Origin of the sequence: Cryobacterium sp. N19, from assembly GCF_002929595.1 — a bacterium.
In the GTDB taxonomy this organism is placed as follows: Bacteria; Actinomycetota; Actinomycetes; order Actinomycetales; family Microbacteriaceae; genus Cryobacterium; species Cryobacterium flavum.
The window spans coordinates 362,738-379,423 of the sequence record NZ_PJJR01000053.1; the positions used below are offsets into that span (position 1 = coordinate 362,738).

Here is a 16,686-nt window from a genome sequence, read left to right on the forward strand (position 1 = left end):
GACGGCGCGGGAGTCGGCATACTGGTGTCATGCCAGCTGCCCTCTCCCGCGCCGACGTCGTTCGCCTTCGCCTCGGAGCCCAGGGGCTGGCCGGGCAACCGCTGGCCGATGCGATCGCGGTCACCGAGCGGATGCTCGCGGTGCAGGCCCAGGACTACCCGGCCGGACAGTGGGCCCTCGGGGTGCGCTCCCCCGGCACGACGCGCAGCCAGCTGCAGGCATCCGTTTCGGCCGGCGAGATCGTGCGATCCTGGCCGATGCGCGGCACCCTGCACTTTGTGCCGGCCCGAGAACTGGGCTGGATGCAGGGACTGACGACCCCGCGCCGACTCAAGAAGACGCGCACGATCAATGAGCGGCTCGGACTCGACGCAACCGTGCTGGAGCGGGCGCGGGAGGCCGCGATCGCCGCCCTGACCGGACAGAAGCAACTCAGCCGCGCCGAATTCATGACCATGCTGCAGGCAGCCGGGCTGTCGACCGAGGGCCAGCGCGGCTACCACACGATCGCCCACCTCGCCCTGACCGGAACCCTGTGCTGGGGCCGTCAGATCGGTACCCAGCAGGGGCTCGTGCTGCTCGACGAATGGGTACCGAACCCGCGCCGCCTCGAACGTGACGAAGCGCTCGGTGAATTCGTCTACCGCTATTTTCTGGGCCACGGCCCGGCGACCCTGGTCGACTTCGCCTGGTGGTCGCAGCTGACGGTCGCCGACGCGAAAACCGGCCTCGCCGTGGCCAGAGAGCGGCTCACCGAAGTTCAGGTCGACGGCGTCGCCCACTTTCTCTCTGACGAGACAGCGGATGCCGGAGTGCCGGCCGGCCTGCGCCAGCACACGCCGGTGCTTGCGCTGCCCGGGTTCGACGAGTACCTGCTGGGGTACCGGGACCGCACGCACGTGGTCTCCGCGGAAAACCTCCTGCGGGTCGTGCCGGGGCTGAACGGCATCTTTCTGCCGCTCGTGGTCACGAACGGGCAGATCGTGGGCACCTGGCGCAAGAAGATTGCGGCGTCGGGGGTCACCTGCGAGGCCTCGCTGTTCGAGGAGCCGGGCACTGCCGCGGCACGGACGCGGGCGGAGAAGACCCACCGCGCCTTCGAACGGGCCGTCGCCGACTACGCCCGGTTTCTCGAGCTGCCGGTTCGGCCGGAACCGACTCCGAACAGGTAAGAGCCGGCATCCGTCTCACTCTGCGGTCTACGGGTTAGCCTTGTCCAGTGAAACTAACCTCGGCCCTGCGCATCTCCAAACGACTCCCGATGCTGCAGGTCGTCAAGATGGCCGTCGCCGTCGGACTGGCCTGGCTCGCCTCCCAGTTGCTCCTGCCGAGCGACCTGCCCATTTTCGCTGCGATCGCAGCCCTGCTCGTGGTGCAGCCGAGCGTCAACCAGACCCTCGGCCGCGCGATCGAACGCACCGCCGGGGTCATCGGTGGCGTCATCATCGCCTCCTCGATCGGGTTCTTCCTGGGCCAGTCCAGCTGGGTCGTGCTCGGCACGATCGTGGTGAGCATCCTCGTAGCCTGGGCGCTGCGACTCTCCCCGGTGTCGGCCAGTCAGATTCCGATCAGCGCCATGCTCGTGCTCGCCCTCGGTGCCACGACGCCCGGCTACGCCCTCGACCGCATCATTGAGACCTTCATCGGCGCCGGAATCGCACTGATCATCAATGCGCTCATCGTTCCCCCGGTGCTGGTCGCGCCCGCGCGCGATGCCGTCGGCCTGCTGGCACGCGAGCTGGCAGACACTTTCGATCGCATCGCCGAGGCCCTGCGCACCCCGCAGACCCCGATCGACCTGATGGAACTGATGATCAAGGCCCGGCTGCTGCGGCCGATGCTGGTGTCGGCGGAGAAGGCCATCGCCCAGGCCGAGGAGAGCCTCATGCTCAACCCGCGCAAGGCCAAGCTGCGGGTAGCACTCGACGCCGATCACGACATGATCGAGCGGTTGCCGACGCTTGTGACGCGCGCGATCGGCATGACCCGGGCCCTGCACGATCACTACGACGAGTCGCTGCAGTACGAGCCGAGCGTTCAGGCCTTCTCCCGGGAGCTGGCGCGGGCGGCGCACGACCTCGCGCTGCTCGCCCGAGCCGAGGGCGACCTCTCGGTCGTGCCGGAACCGCCGGCGCCCGAAGTTCTCGCCCTGACCGCGCCGCTGCGCATCGTGACGCCGCACCCCGACCACTGGATTCTGATCGGTTCGCTGATGGAAGACCTACGCCGGGTGCGCGAGGAGATCGTCGGCGACCGCGCCTAAACGCGGTCGCACTGGCCGCGCGGCCATGAATGAGCAACGCCGGAGCGGGCGCGGTCGGACCCGCTAGAGCACCTTGGAGAGGAAGTCCTGGGTGCGCGGTTGTTGCGGGTTGCCGAACAGCTCGGCCGGGGTGCCCTCCTCGACGATGACGCCGTCGGCCATGAAGATGACCCGGTCGGCGACCTCGCGGGCGAATCCCATCTCGTGGGTGACGACGACCATGGTCATGCCCTCGGCGGCGAGGTCCCGGATAACCTGCAGTACTTCGCCGACCATTTCGGGGTCGAGCGCGCTCGTCGCCTCGTCGAACAGCATGATGTCGGGGTTCACGGCGAGCGACCGGGCGATCGCAACGCGCTGCTTCTGGCCGCCGGACAGCTGCGCGGGGCGGGCCGTCGCTTTGTCGGCGAGGCCTACCCGGTCGAGCAGTTTCAGGGCGCTGGCGCGGGCATCCGCTGTGGATTCCTTCTTCAGCTCGACCGGGGCCAGCATGATGTTCTGCAGCACGGTCATGTGCGGAAACAGGTTGAAGTGCTGGAAGACCATGCCGATGTGCTGACGCACCTCATTGAGATCGACCGTCTTGTCGCTCAGGTTGAAGCCGTCGACGATGACCGTGCCCGCGCTCAGCTCATCGAGCTTGTTCAGGCAGCGCAGAAAAGTGGACTTGCCGGAACCCGACGGGCCGATCACGCAGACGACCTCGCCCTCGATAATCTCGACGTCGAGGCCCTTGAGCACCTCGTTGGAGCCGAACGACTTGCGGAGACCACGTACTGAAATCTTGCTGACGCTGATCTTGCTCATTTGTTGAACCTCTTGTCGAGCTTGTTGGAGAGCATGGTGAGCAGGTTGATGACGATGAAGTACAGCGCGGCCACGATCAGCAGGGTCTCACCGGTGCGGAAGTTCGCGGCGTAGATCTGCTGGCCCTGGTAGGTGAGTTCGGCGAATCCGATCACGGCCAGGAGCGAGGTGTCTTTCAGGGTCATCACGAACTGGTTGATGAAGGACGGCGTCATGATTTTCACGGCCTGCGGCAGTACGACGCGGCGCATGGTGGTCACGTAGCCGAGACCGAGGCTGCGGCCGGCTTCGGTCTGGCCGGGGTCGACTGACTGGATGCCACCGCGCACGATTTCGGTCATGTAGGCACCGGCGTTGAGGCTCAGGGTGAGCACACCGGCGGTGAGCACGTCGATGGACTGCCCGGTGAGCTGCGGCAGGCCGAAGTAGAAGAAGAACGCCTGCACCAGCAGCGGGGTGCCACGGAAGATGCTGACGTAGACGCTCGCGATACCGCGCAGCACGCGGCTCTCCGAGACCTTGAAGAATCCGAACAGCACGCCCAGCACGAGGGCAATCACAATGGAGAGCGCGGTCGCGAGCAGGGTGAGCCCGAGGCCCTTCATCAGGGCGGGCAGGCTGTCGCTGAGCAGGCCGAAGAATCCCGATGACGCGGCCGGTGCCGGCTGCTCCAGGTAGGTATCCAGAATGTCCTGGTACTCGCCGCTGGTCTTCAGTTCGGCGAGGCCGGTGTTGAATGCGGCGAGGAGTTCGGGGTTCTGGCCCTTGTTGACGGCGAAGCCGTAGGAACTGCCCTGCTCCTTCTCGGTGACCGACTTCAGGCCGTTGTTCTGATTGATGCCGTAGGCGAGCACCGGATAGTCGTCGAAGACCGCAACGGAGTTGCCGGCCTTGACGTCGTCGTACATCGTTGCCGAGTCGGCCAGAGCCTTGACAGTGAAGCCGTACTCGTCCTTGATCGAATTGGCGAAGGTCTCGCCCTCACTGCCCCGCTTGGCGACGACGTTCTCGCCGGCCAGGTCGGCGTACCCGGAGATCTTCGTGTTGTCTTCGGCGACGGCCATCTGCACGCCGGAGTCGAAGTACGGGTCGGAGAAGTCGAAGATGAGCCCCCGTTCATCGGTGATCGACATGCCGGCGATGACGCCGTCGACCTGGTTGGACTGCAACGCTTGCAGAGCGGCGTCGAAGCCGAGCGACTTGATCTCGACGGTGAAACCCTGGTTCTTTGCGATGTCGCGAATGAGGTCCATGTCGATGCCGGTCAGTTCACCGTCTTTGCGGTACTCGAACGGCGCAAAGGTCGTATCGGTTCCGATGACGTAGGTTTCGCCGGTGACCTCGGTGTTCGGTTTAGCCTGGGGCTGGCTGGCGGCTGCGGCGCTGATGCCGACGAATCCGCCGGCGAGAGCCAGCAGCGCCGTGACGGCGACCGTGAGCTTTGCCGCCCGGAATTTAGTTATTTTGCGCAAAGGAGAGCCATTTCTTGTCGTACGATCTGATCGCACCTAGCGGCCAGAGGGGTGTTTCGCGCCGATCGACGCTGATCTACCGGGTAGCGGATGCTGCACACCCTGTCGAACGAGCCTACCTTGGGGTGCACGCCGCTTAGGTTTTCAGCGGACCTCAGGCCGGTCAGGCATGTGTCTACGAGCTGACGGCAGCGCGCGCATCGATCCAGAGACCCAAGAGCACCGCTGCCGCTGGGCCGGTGCTCGCCTCACGAAAGCCGGTGCCGGCCCAGAGAGCGAGGCCGTGGGGGTCGCCGCGACGGGCGGCATCCGCTCGGAGGCCCTTGGTGAGGTGATGCACCTGCGGATACTCGTGCGGCGCGCTGGCATCGTGGGCGGTGATGAACGCGTTGCTCAGGCCTCGCGCCGGCCGGCCGGAAAAGGCCCGGGTGATAACGGTCTCGGTGAAGCGCGGGTCGAGGAGGGCGCTCTGGTGCGCCGGGTTCGCGCCCGACTCGTCGGTACGGAGGAACGCCGTGCCGAGTTGCACGGCCGCGGCGCCGTTGGCCAGCAGCGACGCGATCTGCCCGCCAGAGCGGATGCCGCCCGCCGCGATCAGCGGCAGCGTCACGACCTCGCGAATCGCGATCAACAGCTCCCCCAGTGCCAGGGTGCCCGGTTCGTCGCTCGTCGTGAATGTTGCCCGGTGCCCACCGGATTCCGGCCCCTGCACGCAGAGCGCGTCGACGCCACGGTCCACGGCCTGCAGGGCTTCGGCCACCGATGTCACGGTGGCGATCAGGAACGAACCGGCCGTGTGCATCCGCTCTGCTGCATCTCGCGGCGGCAGACCGAAGGTGAAGGAGAGCACGGGGACCCGGTGCTCGATGACCACGGCCACCTTCTCAGCGAACCAATCGTCGTCGGCGTCGGCGATCTCGCCGAATGTGGCGGCGGGGTACTCGCGACCCAGCGCATCGCGGTAGGTCTCGACGGCGGCGCGGTCGGTCAACGGTGGCTGCGGAATGAACAGGTTGACGCCGAACGCGTGGTCGGTGCGCTGCTGCACGTCGACGATCTGCTCAGCGAGAGCCTCTGGCGTCTTGTAGCCGCCGGCCAGAAAGCCCAAGCCGCCGGCCTCACTGACGGCACAGGCGAGGTTCGGAGTCGAGGCTCCGCCGGCCATCGGGGCCGCAATGATAGGAATCTCAAGGGCTGTCAGGGTGAACACGGGGCTCCTCAATAGATTAGACCGTTGTTCCAGCAGCTGGAATGATGATCTATTTGGCGTCGGACTGTAGCGGCGGGCCCGAATCAGCCGTTCCCCTCTTGCACCTTGGCACAGATCGGGGCGGTGCCACGACCGCTGGGGCATCCTCTCTGAAGTCGTACCGACCGGGCCGCCGCTTCCAGCCGTTCCCGATAAGCCTGCCACCAGGCAGCATCACCGGGCGGGAGGTTGCTATTGTCGGCGCGCAGGCCCATAGCGCCGTCGATGAGTTCGCGCACGATGTCGGCGTGCCCAGCGTGCCGGTGCGTCTCGGCGATGATGTGCACGACAATCTGGTGCAGCGTCACGTTGCTGCGCTCCGGCGGCCACCAGGCCACACGTCCCGGCGCGTTGAGCGGCAGCGCCTCGATGGTGGCGGCGGAGTGCTCGCCGACCCTTCGGAACAGGTCGATCACCCAGCCCCTGGATTGCTCGGGCGTTGCCCACATATCCGCATTGATCTCGGCCTCATCGTCGAGCCAGGGCAGCGCCTCCCCGAACGGTCGCCCGAAGGTGTCGCCCAAGTAGCCGGCCTCGACGCTCGCGACGTGTTTGATCAGGCCCAGGAGGTTGGTGCCGGTCGGCACGAGCGGGCGCCGCACGTCGTACTCGCTGAGCCCGTCGAGCTTCCAGATGAGGGCCTCACGACCAGAAGCCAGGTAGTGCATGAGCGTCGTCTTCTCCGCAGAATCGTCCATGTCCTTAGCTTTGCAGCAAGCCTCGGTCCCGCATAGGCCGGAAGCGGACGCCTGCCGTCGCCATCACCCGGTCGGGCGCGAAATCTGCGTACTATCTGACAACAGGCTGTTCACTCAGGAGGCTCCCATGTCGTTTCAGGCTTACCTCGACGCGATCGAGGAGAAGACCGGGCTGACGCCGCGCACCCTGGTCGGCATCGCCCACCAACGGGGTTTCGATGACCCAGCGACGAAGGCCGGCACCATCATCGACTGGCTCAAGTCCGATTACGGTCTGGGGCGCGGCCACGCGATGGCGCTCGTCTACGTGATCAAGAACGGCACAACGATCAGCGAGAAGCACGTCGGAACCGACGGCGTGCACCGCGACGAGTCCGTCGAACTGTGGCTCGACGGCAAGTCCTCCCACCCGGCGTGACTCCTACGAGGGGGCGCGGTCGGGCTCACCGACGCGGGGAACGTTCGCGGGGCCAGACGACACGTTCGGCCCCATGGACGTTGGACGTCAACGTCGAGACGACACCTTCGGCCCCGTGGCCAGGGACAGCACGGAACCGAAGTTGTCATCTCGCGGTGCCTCAACTCGACCGCAGGTCAGGCAGCTTGAGACGCGTAGCTTTAGAGCATGAATTCCGTCTCCGTCTCCCCCGGCGTGCTCGAGTGGGTCGCCCGGCAACTCGCCGTCTCCGAGCTGCACTGGGTGCGCACGCTTCCCGGCGGCACCCACGCCACAACGAACGTCGTCGGAACAGTCGATGGCGCCGAGTTCGTGCTGCGCGAGTTCCCGCCCGGTGACAACGCTGTGCGCCGCGAGATTCAGGTGCTTGCAGGGCTGGGCGATCTTGGTGAGCTGTCACCGCAACTGCTCGCCGCCGACCCAGACGGCACGGCGAAAGTTGACGGGATACCGAACGGATGCCCGCTCATCGTCACGACGCTGCTTCCGGGTCGGGCTTCGATTACCCCGCAGGACCCGCAGGACTTCGCCCGGCAACTCGGGCAGGCGCTTGCGCGCATCCACTTTATGGCCGTTGACTCGTCGCTCCCCGAGCTGTTCACCGAGCCAGCGGCCACGTCACCGATGCATCCGGTCTGGACAGAGCTCCACGACGAACCGCGAGTGCTCACCCACAACGACTTCTGGTCGGGCAATACTGTCTGGCATGAGGGCCACCTCACCGGGATCGTGGATTGGTCGGGAGCCGGCCGCGCGCCGCGCGGCTACGACCTGGCCTGGTGCCGCCAGGACCTCGTGTTTCTCTACGACGTGACCGTGGCCGAGGAATTCACCCGCGCCTACGACGATGCCTTCGGCTCCCCCACCCCCGAGGTTGCCCGCTGGGACCAGTTCGCCGCCCTGAAGGCCTACCCCCGGGTGGAAACCTGGGCGCCCAACTATCAGGACCTCGGTCGCATCGACCTGGATGGTGCCGGGCTGCGTCGACGCCTGACCGAATGGATACTCCTGCTGGCTCGTTAACGAAGCAGGGCCCCACCGAAGTGGGGCCCTGCTCACGAGAAAACTACGGGTTACGCGTTGAGCGCGGCCTGCAGTTCGAGGGTGATCGTGACCTTGTCGCCGAGCAGCATGCCGCCGGTTTCGAGGGCAGCGTTGTAGGTGAGGCCGAAGTCTTCGCGGTTGACCTCGGTCTTGGCCGTGGCGCCGAACTTGTAGTTGCCGTAGGGGTCTCCGCCGAAGCCGCCGAACTCGAACTCGAAGGTGGCCGGCTTGGTGACGCCCTTGATGGTGATGTTGCCGTCGACAAGGTACTCGTCCTTAACCACGCGCACGCCGGTCGACACGAAGCCGATGGTCGGGTAGGTCTCGGCGTCGAAGAAGTCGCCAGTGCGCAAGTGACCGTCGCGGCCCGGCTCGTTGGTGTTGATCGAGACAACCTGGGCGGACGCGGTGACGCTCGTCTGGAGCGGGTTCTCGCCGGTGACGAAAGTGGCGTCGAAGTCATCGAAGGTGCCCTTGACCTTGCTGATGACGATGTGGCGAATGCTGAAACTGACGGAGCTGTGGGTCTTGTCGATGGTCCAGGTTCCGGCCTTGTAGCCCGGGATGCTCAGTACGTTAGTGTCGCTCATAAAAGTTCTCCTCAAGTGTGTGGGCCCAGGATTTGTCGCCCTCGGATACATGCAAGCGCATAGAAGACGGTGCTATTCCCCGAAAGACAAATATTCATGTCCCCCTATTCGGGCGTTCAGACGAGACCTAAACTCAGCCCGACCGAATAGGCTCACCCTGTCACGGGGTTCTGCGTGTTTATTGGGAGGTAGCTGTGAGACAACGAGGCGCACCGAACATGCAGGGGGTCGCTGGCGAGGGCATCCTGATCGCTGCCGGAGGCCGCGCCATCCTGCTGCAGCTGGCCAATCCGGCGATCGGACACGGTGTGGCCGACCACAGCAACTTCGCTGCCCGGCCGCTCGACCGACTGAACGGCACCCTCAGCTACGTCTACGCGATCGTGTTCGGCGATGCCGACCAGGCCGAAGCGATGACCGCACGGGTCAACCACGCGCACGGTCCGGTGCATTCGCGCGGCACGACCCCTGAGTACAACGCATTCACCCCCGAACTGCAGCTCTGGGTCGCCGCAACGCTGTACGAATCGGCCACTCACCTGCACGGCCTGGTCTACGGGCCCCTCGATGACGACACCGCCGATGCGGTTTACCGGGAGTATTCACGCCTGGGTACGTCGCTGCAGGTGCCGCCGGAGCTCTGGCCGAGCGACCGGGCAGCATTCGGCCGCTATTGGAATGAGCAGTTGACGCTCCTCACCACGGATGCCGCCACCCGCACTGTCGCACACGACCTGTTGCACTCCCGCAGGGCGCCGCTCTGGTATCGCGCCGCCCTCCCCCTGGCCCGTCTCATGACCGCCGGGTTACTCCCCCCGCACGTTCGCACACTCTTCCAACTGCCGTGGTCGACCCGGCGGCAGCGACGATTTGAGCGGGTGCTGGGCGGCATCCGCTTGGTCTATCCGCGGCTGCCTCAAGCGCTGCGACACTGGCCGAAGAATCACTACCTGCGCGCCCTCCACGCTTCCGCGCTGGCGCCGGTAGTGTGAAAACTCATGACGCAACCGCAGACTCCCCACCCCGGACTCGACAGCACCGATCGCCAGATCATCGCCGAGCTCAGCCGTGACGCCCGCCTCTCCATGCGCCAGCTGGCCCTGCAGGTGCACATCTCGCGCACCGCAGCCCACACCCGGGTACAGAAGCTGGTCAACCACGGCGTGATCACCGGGTTCGGCGCCCAGACTGACCGCAAGGCGCTCGGTCTCAACGTGTCAGCGCTGGTTGTCGTGAAGATCGGCGACGTGGCCTGGGGTGAAATTGCCGCGCAGCTGGCGCAACTCCCCTTCGTCGAGAAGGCCCAGGCCGTGAGCGGCGACATCGACATTATTCTCACCGTCAGCGCGCCCGATCACGAGCAGCTCAGCCAAGCCATCCTCCGCGATATCCACACCATGCCGGGAGTGATCTCGACCCGGTCACACCTGATTCTCGACGAAATCACCGGGCACGCTCCCGGAGCCACCCCGGACGCCTGGCACTGATTCACGATTCCAAAACGCCGTTTGGCCGCCGTCTGGCAGCGGATCGGCCAATCGTTCACAACTGCGAAAAAGCGCGGCCGCGCCGGTAAAAAGGGCGCACCATTGCCTGATGAGCCTCAATGTCGAGAACCCGAGCCTGACCGCCGAGTTGGCACCCCCACCCCTGCGTCTGATCGACGATCAGGGCCGTGCGGCCGCCCAGAACGAGAGTGGCGGCTTCGCCCTCCCACCCGTGGAGACCCTTCTCGATCTGTACCGCCAGATGGTCGTGGCCCGCCGATTCGACGTGCAGGTGACCGCCCTCACCCGGCAGGGCCGCCTGGCCACCTACCCGTCCGCGCTCGGGCAGGAGGCCTGCGAGATCGCCGCCGTCGCGTCGCTCGCCCCGCAGGACTGGTTGTTTCCCACCTACCGCGACAGCATCGCGCTGCTCACGCGCGGCGTCGAGCCAAAGGATATTCTCGCCTCGTTCCGCGGCGACTGGCACAGCGGTTACGACTACCAGCAGCACCGTATCGCCCCGCAGGCCACGCCGCTCGCCACCCAAGCGCTGCACGCCGTTGGCCTCGCCACCGCCGCGAAGCTCAAGCGCGACGACACCGTGGCCCTCACCCTGCTCGGTGACGGTGCCACGAGCGAGGGTGACGCCCACGAGGCATTCAACTTCGCCGCCGTCTGGCAGGCCCCGGTGGTCTTCGTCGTGCAAAACAACCAGTTCGCCATCAGCGTGCCGCTCGACAAGCAGATGGCCTGCCGCACCATCGCCGACAAGGCGATCGGCTACGGCATGCCCGGCTACTACGTGGACGGCAACGACGTCGCGGCCATGTACGCCGTCGTGTCGGCGGCCATGGACCGTGCCCGCAGCGGCGGCGGCCCCACGCTCATTGAAGGCCTCACCTACCGCATCGAAGCCCACACCAACTCGGATGACCCCACCCGCTACCGCAAGACCGCCGACGTCGACCTGTGGCGCAGCCGCGATCCAATCGAACGCCTGGAAAAGTATCTCGTCGCCCAGGGCGCACTCACCGAGGAGGTGCGGGCGTTGATTCTGGCCGCCGCCGAGGATCTCGCTACGACCACCCGCGAGTGCATGACCAAGCAGGCGGTCATCGACCCGCTTGAACTGTTCGAGCACGTCTATTCCACCCCGCGGGCCGCCCTGGCCGAGCAGCGCGCCTTTCTGGCGGCCGAACTCGACGGCGATGCCGCGGCATCCGCTATTGCTAACGAAGAGAGCATCCGATGAGCCCGCAGCAGACCCTGGAGACGGGCACCGCCGTGCGCGCGCCCGAAAGCCTCACCATGGCTGCGGCGCTCAATGCGGCCATTCGCGACGCGATGGTCGATGACCCGACGGTCGTTCTGTTCGGCGAAGACGTCGGACCGCTCGGCGGCGTATTCCGGGTCACCGACGGGCTCTACGCTGAATTCGGCGAGACCCGGGTGAGCGACTCACCGCTGGCCGAGGCCGGCATCGTCGGCACCGCGATCGGAATGGCCATGTACGGCCTGCGCCCGGTAGTGGAAATGCAGTTCGACGCGTTCAGCTACCCGGCATTCCAGCAGATCGTGTCGCACGTGGCGAAGATGCGCAACCGCACCCGCGGCAAGATCCCGCTGCCAATCGTCATCCGTATCCCCTACGCTGGCGACATCGGCGGCGTCGAGCACCACTCCGACTCCTCCGAGGCCTACTGGACGGCAACGCCAGGACTCACCGTGGTGAGCCCGTCGAACCCGGCCGACGCCTATTCCATGCTGCGCGACGCCATTCGCAGCGACGACCCGGTCATTTTCATGGAGCCGAAGAGTCGCTACTGGAGCAAGGCCTCCCTCGCGCTGCCGGTGCAGACCGAGCCCTTGAACCGGGCCGTCGTGCTGCGGGAGGGCACCGACGTCACGCTCATCGCGTACGGCCCGACCGTGAAAACGGCTCTCGCCACCGCCGAGCAGGCCGTGGCCGAGGGACTCTCGATCGAGGTCATCGACCTGCGCTCGTTGTCGCCGTTCGACGACGAGACGGTGGGGGCATCCGTTCGTAAAACCGGTCGCGCCGCCATCGTGCACGAGGCCGCGCAGTTCGGCGGCTACGGCGCCGAGGTCGCCGCGCGCCTGACCGAGCGCAACTTCTTCTACCTGGCCGCGCCCATTCTGCGCATCACCGGCTTCGACATTCCGTACCCGTCGCCCAAGCTCGAGGAGTACTTCTTGCCCACCCCCGACCGTATTCTGGCCGCACTCTCCACCTGGGAGTGGTCCTGATGAGCCGCGAGTTTCTGCTGCCCGACCTCGGCGAGGGTCTCACCGAAGCCGAGATCGTGGCCTGGTTGGTCGCTCCCGGTGACACGATCGTCATCGACCAGGCCGTGGTCGAGGTCGAATCGGCCAAGTCCATCGTGGAGCTGCCGTCGCCCTACGGCGGAGTCGTGGCGAGCCTGTTCGGTGAGCCCGGGCAGGTCATCCACGCCGGGCAGGTGCTGTTGACGGTTGCCGATGCCGTCACCGATGTGTCCGCGGCTGGCGCCACTGTGGGAGTTCCCGTCGCCGCGGCGCCGAACAGTACCTTGTCCGAAGGTTCCGGCGCGGTTCTCGTGGGTTACGGCACCACCGAGAGCACCCGGCCGCCGCGCACGGTGGCCGCCGGTCGATTCGGCACGGTCACCACAGCGGATGCCGCGGCCCGGCTGAAAGCACCAACGCCCACGCCGATTCCCGCGGCGGTCGAACCGGTCCGTATCGATGCGGCCCGCCGCTCCCCCGTCGTGTCGCCGATCGTGCGCCGACTCGCACGAGAGAATGGGTTCGACGCGAGCATGCTCGCCGGCAGCGGCCAGAACGATCTGGTGCTGCGCAGCGATGTTGAGGACCACATTCGAGCGTTGACCACGTCGGAGCCGCCTACGTCCGCGCCGCCCGTTCTCGTGGTTGCGGCGACGGGTGCGGCGGCCAGCGCAACGCCGGCCGGTCGCGACGACGTGAGCGCCGACATCCGCATTCCTATTTCCGGTCTGCGCAAGGTCGTCGCACAGCGGCTGACCACGTCCCGGCGGGAGATCCCCGAGGCCACCATCTGGCTCGATGTCGACGCGACCGCCCTGTTCGCAGCGCGAGATCAGCTGCTCACAGCCACCGGCGAACGATTCAGCGTGACGGCGCTCATCGCGCGTTTCGTCGTGGCCGGCCTGCGGCAGTTTCCGGTGCTCAACTCCTCGGTCGACACCGCGAGCCAGGAGATCCTGCAGCACGGCGCCGTGAACCTCGGCATTGCCGCGCAAACCTCGCGCGGGCTGATGGTTCCGGTCATCCACGGTGCACACGCGATGAGCACCCGGCAATTGCGCGACGCCATCGCCGCCCTCGTGGCCCAATCCCCCGACGGCACCTTCGCGCCGAGTGCGCTGACCGGCGGAACGTTCACCCTGAACAACTTCGGGTCGCTCGGCGTCGACGGTTCGGCGGCGATCATCAACCATCCGGAGGCGGCGATCCTCGGCATCGGGCGCATGATCGAACGCCCCTGGGTCATCGACCACGCACTCGCGGTGCGTACCGTCGTTGAGCTGTCGATGGTGTTCGATCACCGCGTCTGCGACGGCGGAACCGCCGCGGGGTTTCTCACCTACGTGGCCCGTTGCATCGAAAACCCGGTGAGCCTGCTCGCCGATCTGTAGGGGCACAGAAAGAAACACCTTCGCATGGGGCATGCGAAGGTGTTCCTGTTGTCCTCGACGGCGCGGGGGACGACGGGAGGATGAGCGGGGTGATGCGGTGAATCAGACGCCGACGGCGTTTGTGGCCCGCTGGCCGCGAACCGGGGTGACGCGCACACTGGTGTGGTCGCATCCGGAACACTTGAGAATGTAGACGGGAAGTGAATTGCGCTCGGCGTGGGCGGGATTCGGGCTCAGTCGGGCTTGTGAACGGCAGAAGGGGCAAGTGAGTGTCATGCGATCTCCGAATGTGCCGTTGTTTGGGGCACGTTCTCAGTGTGTCGCCTGCCGGATCGGTCCCATAGGGCCAAAGGTCCCGTACTGCTACAGGATCAGCCACGGGGTGCGTTAGCGTGGTCGGATGAGGGGAATCCGCCGCGGCCAGTTCGGACCCGCGCTGGCTCCGTTCGTGCTTCCGGCCGCTGTCGGGCTGGTGACGACCGCGCTGTTCACCGTGTTCTCGGCCCTGCAGTGGCGCAGTTTCGCCGCACCGTCCTGGGACCTGGGAATCTTCACCCAGCTGGCCCGGCAGTACGCGGCGCTCGAGGCGCCCATTGTCACGATCAAGGGCGAGGGCTTCAACCTGCTCGGTGATCATTTTCATCCGCTCCTGGTGTTGCTCGGCCCCATTTTCGTAGTCCTCCCGCACGCGTTCACCCTGCTGGTGGTGCAGAACGCGCTGTTCGGCCTTGCCGCCGCGGCCCTCACTTTTGCCGCCATTCGGCTGATCGGTGCGTTCACGGGCACGCTGTTCGGGTTGGCGTTCGCGTTCAGCTGGGGACTTCAGGGGGCGGTCGAGGCGCAGTTCCACGAGATTGCCTTCGCCGTTCCGCTACTGGCGCTGTCGCTGTGCGCCTTTCTGGGGCGCCAGTGGGTGGCCTGCCTGCTCTGGGCGATGCCGCTCGTGTTCGTGAAGGAAGACCTCGGACTCACCGTGGCCGCCTTGGGCATCGTGCTGGCCGTGCGCAGCCGGCATCCGCTCGGCGTGTGGCTGGCCGTCTGGGGCGTGGCCTGGTTCGCCCTGGCCAGCCTGGTCATTCTGCCGCTGCTCAACCCGAACGGTGCCTGGGCCTATTCGAGCAGCATCGACCTGCTCGGCATTCTGCAGGACCCGGCCGCACTATTTCAGCCGCAGAAGAGCGTGACCGTGCTGCTGCTGATTGTGGCGGGCGGGCTCATCGCGGTGCGGTCGCCGCTGGCGCTCGTGCTGCTGCCAACTCTGGCCTGGCGGTTCCTGTCGGAGAATTCGGGCTACTGGGGTCCGACCTGGCAGTACAGCGCCGTGCTGATGCCCATCCTGTTTGCTGCCGCGCTCGATGGAATCGCGCTCGCTCGCGGCAGCCTGCGGGGCTGGCTGCGCGGATACGGGCGGCTGGCGGCATCCGTTTCGATTGTCGCAGCGCTCGTGCTCGCCACGACGCTGCCGCTGTTCAAACTGGCGGATGTCCCGGCCCATTTTTCGACGCATCGCGCCGCCGCTGCGACCGCCGCGCTACGGGTTGTGCCCGACGGGGCGCTGGTCGAATCAGACATCGGGCTGATGAACTATCTCGTGGAACGAACGGATGTCTACTGGCTCGGCAATAAGAATCCGCTGCCGGATTACCTCGTGATCGATCTTGCCGCCGGCGGTCTGCCCGCCGAGTGGACGTCGGCGCAGGTGGTGGGCGAGGCGCTGCACCCCGGAGTGGAATTCACCACGATCTATGCCGCCGGCGGGTACGAGGTGGCGCGCCGCGACGCCAATGCGCCCTGATCCCCTTGCGTCCATTTTCCACGCTGTACTTCGCGACCCCCGGCACCGTGGACGGGGCCCGGGCCCCGTCCACGGTGCCAGTTTAGAAACTGGGCCCCGGGCCATAAGGTGGGCCCGGGCGCTAGTGCGCCGTCGGGTTCGCGGCACTGAGGCCGGTCAACAGGGCCGCGGCGGCCTGCGGGTCGTCGACGGTCACGGCAAACTGGTGACCGCGCCGCAGATTCACCACGAGGGCTGGCCCGCCACGCATGACCACGGCCGAGCGTCCGCCGGTCAGTCGGTATCCCCAGCCACCGGAGTGAAACGGGCTCACGGTCTCGGCGAACGCGGATTCCACCTGGTCGAGCGGCACCTGCTTCAAACGGATGCCCAGCAACCGCGACACCACGCGCAGCCCGCGTTGGTCCACGCTCACCCGAACCTGCACGAAGAGCAGCGTGGCCGTGAGGATGAGAACGACAATCGCCACCGCCATGGCGCTGGCCACGGCCGTATCGGTCAGCCCCTCATCGCGCAGCTGGGCCACGATTCCGATGGCCCCACCGAGCACGATGAGCCCGCCGATCGTAGCCATGACCGGGCTCGTCACGACCTTGGTCCAGGTGGCGGCGGGATCGGCTGTCGCTGTCGCGGCGGTCGTTGTCTCGGCGGTCGTCTCCGGGAGTTCCGTTACGGTCGCCGGCGTCACCCATTTCTGGGCAATCAGAAACGGCAGCAGACCATACCCGCAGGCGGCGAAGGTGAGCAGCACCCAGGCGCCCATTTTCGGTTCCGCGGCTCCGGCAGCAACGGTGATGCCGGCCGTGGTCAGCCACAGGCTCGACGACAGCCCCGCAGCGAGGCCGAGCCCGAGGTAGACCTGGCGGCGATTGGGCGCACCCCGCTCGCGGAGCCAGTAGGTGGCCAGACTGGCAGCACCCAGGCTCACCACGAGCGCAATCACGGCCATTCCCCAGGTGGGCATCGTCGAGCTCACCGCGCCGTCGCGCCCCCACTGCCGTGGCAGCACGCCCGGCAGGCGATCGATCCACAGCAGCCAGGTGACGACGACCGCCATGAAAGGGAGCCACAGAGTCAGCGCTGCAGCGATATCCCGCGGGCGGGTCGGTGCCGAACTGTTCACCAGTGTCATGAGGTCCCCCGATCG

16 protein-coding genes are annotated in these 16,686 nt (G+C 66.5%); 10 read left to right on the forward strand and 6 right to left on the reverse strand.

Annotation, left to right across the window (positions count from 1 at the left end):
- Positions 1–29: 29 nt before the first annotated feature.
- Together CXY78_RS17510 and CXY78_RS17515 are read left to right on the forward strand one after the other, a co-directional pair.
- Positions 30–1,172 carry a winged helix DNA-binding domain-containing protein gene (locus CXY78_RS17510; RefSeq protein WP_104090435.1) on the forward strand — a complete coding sequence of 381 codons (1,143 nt, stop codon included), beginning with the start codon at positions 30–32 and terminating at the stop codon, positions 1,170–1,172.
- A gap of 47 nt (positions 1,173–1,219) precedes the next feature.
- Entirely contained in the window at positions 1,220–2,263 is a 1,044-nt protein-coding gene (locus CXY78_RS17515) for an aromatic acid exporter family protein (RefSeq protein WP_092339996.1), read from the forward strand.
- Between the two features lie 63 nt (positions 2,264–2,326).
- Here CXY78_RS17515 and CXY78_RS17520 read toward each other — a convergent pair whose 3' ends face one another.
- From CXY78_RS17520 to CXY78_RS17535, 4 genes are all read right to left on the reverse strand, one after another.
- The gene (locus tag CXY78_RS17520) at positions 2,327–3,070 is read right to left on the reverse strand and encodes an amino acid ABC transporter ATP-binding protein (protein WP_092339995.1); all 744 of its coding nucleotides are present in this window, start codon (positions 3,068–3,070) and stop codon (positions 2,327–2,329) included.
- Complete coding sequence (locus CXY78_RS17525) at positions 3,067–4,542, reverse strand: amino acid ABC transporter substrate-binding protein/permease (RefSeq protein WP_233206227.1); 1,476 nt, start codon at positions 4,540–4,542, stop codon at positions 3,067–3,069. The genes CXY78_RS17520 and CXY78_RS17525 overlap by 4 nt, the downstream gene beginning before the upstream one ends.
- A 175-nt stretch (positions 4,543–4,717) precedes the next feature.
- Positions 4,718–5,752, reverse strand: a complete 1,035-nt coding sequence (locus CXY78_RS17530) for a nitronate monooxygenase (protein ID WP_233206228.1) — start codon at positions 5,750–5,752, stop codon at positions 4,718–4,720.
- Positions 5,753–5,835: 83 nt separating this feature from the next.
- On the reverse strand, positions 5,836–6,489 hold the full coding sequence (locus tag CXY78_RS17535) for a DinB family protein (RefSeq protein ID WP_104090438.1): 654 nt from the start codon (positions 6,487–6,489) through the stop codon (positions 5,836–5,838).
- A 127-nt stretch (positions 6,490–6,616) separates the two neighbouring features.
- On the opposite strand from CXY78_RS17535, the gene CXY78_RS17540 reads away from it, so the two are divergent.
- On the forward strand, positions 6,617–6,907 hold the full coding sequence (locus CXY78_RS17540) for a DUF4287 domain-containing protein (RefSeq protein ID WP_092339992.1): 291 nt from the start codon (positions 6,617–6,619) through the stop codon (positions 6,905–6,907).
- Positions 6,908–7,114: 207 nt separating this feature from the next.
- The gene (locus tag CXY78_RS17545) at positions 7,115–7,969 is read left to right on the forward strand and encodes a phosphotransferase family protein (RefSeq protein ID WP_092339991.1); all 855 of its coding nucleotides are present in this window, start codon (positions 7,115–7,117) and stop codon (positions 7,967–7,969) included.
- Between the two features lie 50 nt (positions 7,970–8,019).
- On the opposite strand, the gene CXY78_RS17550 is transcribed toward CXY78_RS17545, so the two are convergent.
- Positions 8,020–8,580 carry a YceI family protein gene (locus CXY78_RS17550; protein WP_092339990.1) on the reverse strand — a complete coding sequence of 187 codons (561 nt, stop codon included), beginning with the start codon at positions 8,578–8,580 and terminating at the stop codon, positions 8,020–8,022.
- A 194-nt stretch (positions 8,581–8,774) separates the two neighbouring features.
- Here CXY78_RS17550 and CXY78_RS17555 point away from each other — a divergent pair, with 194 nt between their 5' ends.
- The 6 genes from CXY78_RS17555 (at position 8,775) to CXY78_RS17580 (ending at position 15,539) form a co-directional block, all read left to right on the forward strand.
- Positions 8,775–9,572 carry an oxygenase MpaB family protein gene (locus CXY78_RS17555; protein ID WP_233206229.1) on the forward strand — a complete coding sequence of 266 codons (798 nt, stop codon included), beginning with the start codon at positions 8,775–8,777 and terminating at the stop codon, positions 9,570–9,572.
- A 6-nt stretch (positions 9,573–9,578) separates the two neighbouring features.
- Entirely contained in the window at positions 9,579–10,067 is a 489-nt protein-coding gene (locus CXY78_RS17560) for an Lrp/AsnC family transcriptional regulator (protein ID WP_092339988.1), read from the forward strand.
- 109 nt (positions 10,068–10,176) lie between these two features.
- Positions 10,177–11,319: a pyruvate dehydrogenase (acetyl-transferring) E1 component subunit alpha gene (pdhA, locus tag CXY78_RS17565; protein WP_104090442.1), complete on the forward strand. Its 1,143-nt coding sequence runs from the start codon at positions 10,177–10,179 to the stop codon at positions 11,317–11,319.
- Positions 11,316–12,335, forward strand: coding sequence for an alpha-ketoacid dehydrogenase subunit beta (locus CXY78_RS17570; protein ID WP_092339986.1), 1,020 nt, complete (start codon positions 11,316–11,318; stop codon positions 12,333–12,335). Before pdhA ends, CXY78_RS17570 begins: the two co-directional genes overlap by 4 nt.
- Positions 12,335–13,744 carry a dihydrolipoamide acetyltransferase family protein gene (locus CXY78_RS17575; RefSeq protein ID WP_104090443.1) on the forward strand — a complete coding sequence of 470 codons (1,410 nt, stop codon included), beginning with the start codon at positions 12,335–12,337 and terminating at the stop codon, positions 13,742–13,744. The genes CXY78_RS17570 and CXY78_RS17575 overlap by 1 nt, the downstream gene beginning before the upstream one ends.
- A 400-nt stretch (positions 13,745–14,144) precedes the next feature.
- Positions 14,145–15,539 carry a DUF2079 domain-containing protein gene (locus CXY78_RS17580; RefSeq protein WP_104090445.1) on the forward strand — a complete coding sequence of 465 codons (1,395 nt, stop codon included), beginning with the start codon at positions 14,145–14,147 and terminating at the stop codon, positions 15,537–15,539.
- 121 nt (positions 15,540–15,660) lie between these two features.
- Here the strand turns inward: CXY78_RS17580 and CXY78_RS17585 are convergent, their stop codons facing one another.
- On the reverse strand, positions 15,661–16,671 hold the full coding sequence (locus tag CXY78_RS17585) for a hypothetical protein (RefSeq protein WP_104090446.1): 1,011 nt from the start codon (positions 16,669–16,671) through the stop codon (positions 15,661–15,663).
- Positions 16,672–16,686 lie beyond the last annotated feature (15 nt).

What these genes read in the sequence shown, in the direction of transcription:
- CXY78_RS17585 (WP_104090446.1), bottom strand. Translation starts at nt 16,671, where the DNA reads ATGACACTGGTGAACAGTTCGGCACCGACCCGCCCGCGGGATATCGCT.
- CXY78_RS17560 (WP_092339988.1), top strand. Translation starts at nt 9,579, where the DNA reads ATGACGCAACCGCAGACTCCCCACCCCGGACTCGACAGCACCGATCGC.
- CXY78_RS17540 (WP_092339992.1), top strand. Translation starts at nt 6,617, where the DNA reads ATGTCGTTTCAGGCTTACCTCGACGCGATCGAGGAGAAGACCGGGCTG.
- CXY78_RS17580 (WP_104090445.1), top strand. Translation starts at nt 14,145, where the DNA reads ATGAGGGGAATCCGCCGCGGCCAGTTCGGACCCGCGCTGGCTCCGTTC.
- CXY78_RS17570 (WP_092339986.1), top strand. Translation starts at nt 11,316, where the DNA reads ATGAGCCCGCAGCAGACCCTGGAGACGGGCACCGCCGTGCGCGCGCCC.
- CXY78_RS17575 (WP_104090443.1), top strand. Translation starts at nt 12,335, where the DNA reads ATGAGCCGCGAGTTTCTGCTGCCCGACCTCGGCGAGGGTCTCACCGAA.
- CXY78_RS17545 (WP_092339991.1), top strand. Translation starts at nt 7,115, where the DNA reads ATGAATTCCGTCTCCGTCTCCCCCGGCGTGCTCGAGTGGGTCGCCCGG.
- CXY78_RS17510 (WP_104090435.1), top strand. Translation starts at nt 30, where the DNA reads ATGCCAGCTGCCCTCTCCCGCGCCGACGTCGTTCGCCTTCGCCTCGGA.
- CXY78_RS17535 (WP_104090438.1), bottom strand. Translation starts at nt 6,489, where the DNA reads ATGGACGATTCTGCGGAGAAGACGACGCTCATGCACTACCTGGCTTCT.
- CXY78_RS17520 (WP_092339995.1), bottom strand. Translation starts at nt 3,070, where the DNA reads ATGAGCAAGATCAGCGTCAGCAAGATTTCAGTACGTGGTCTCCGCAAG.
- pdhA (WP_104090442.1), top strand. Translation starts at nt 10,177, where the DNA reads ATGAGCCTCAATGTCGAGAACCCGAGCCTGACCGCCGAGTTGGCACCC.
- CXY78_RS17550 (WP_092339990.1), bottom strand. Translation starts at nt 8,580, where the DNA reads ATGAGCGACACTAACGTACTGAGCATCCCGGGCTACAAGGCCGGAACC.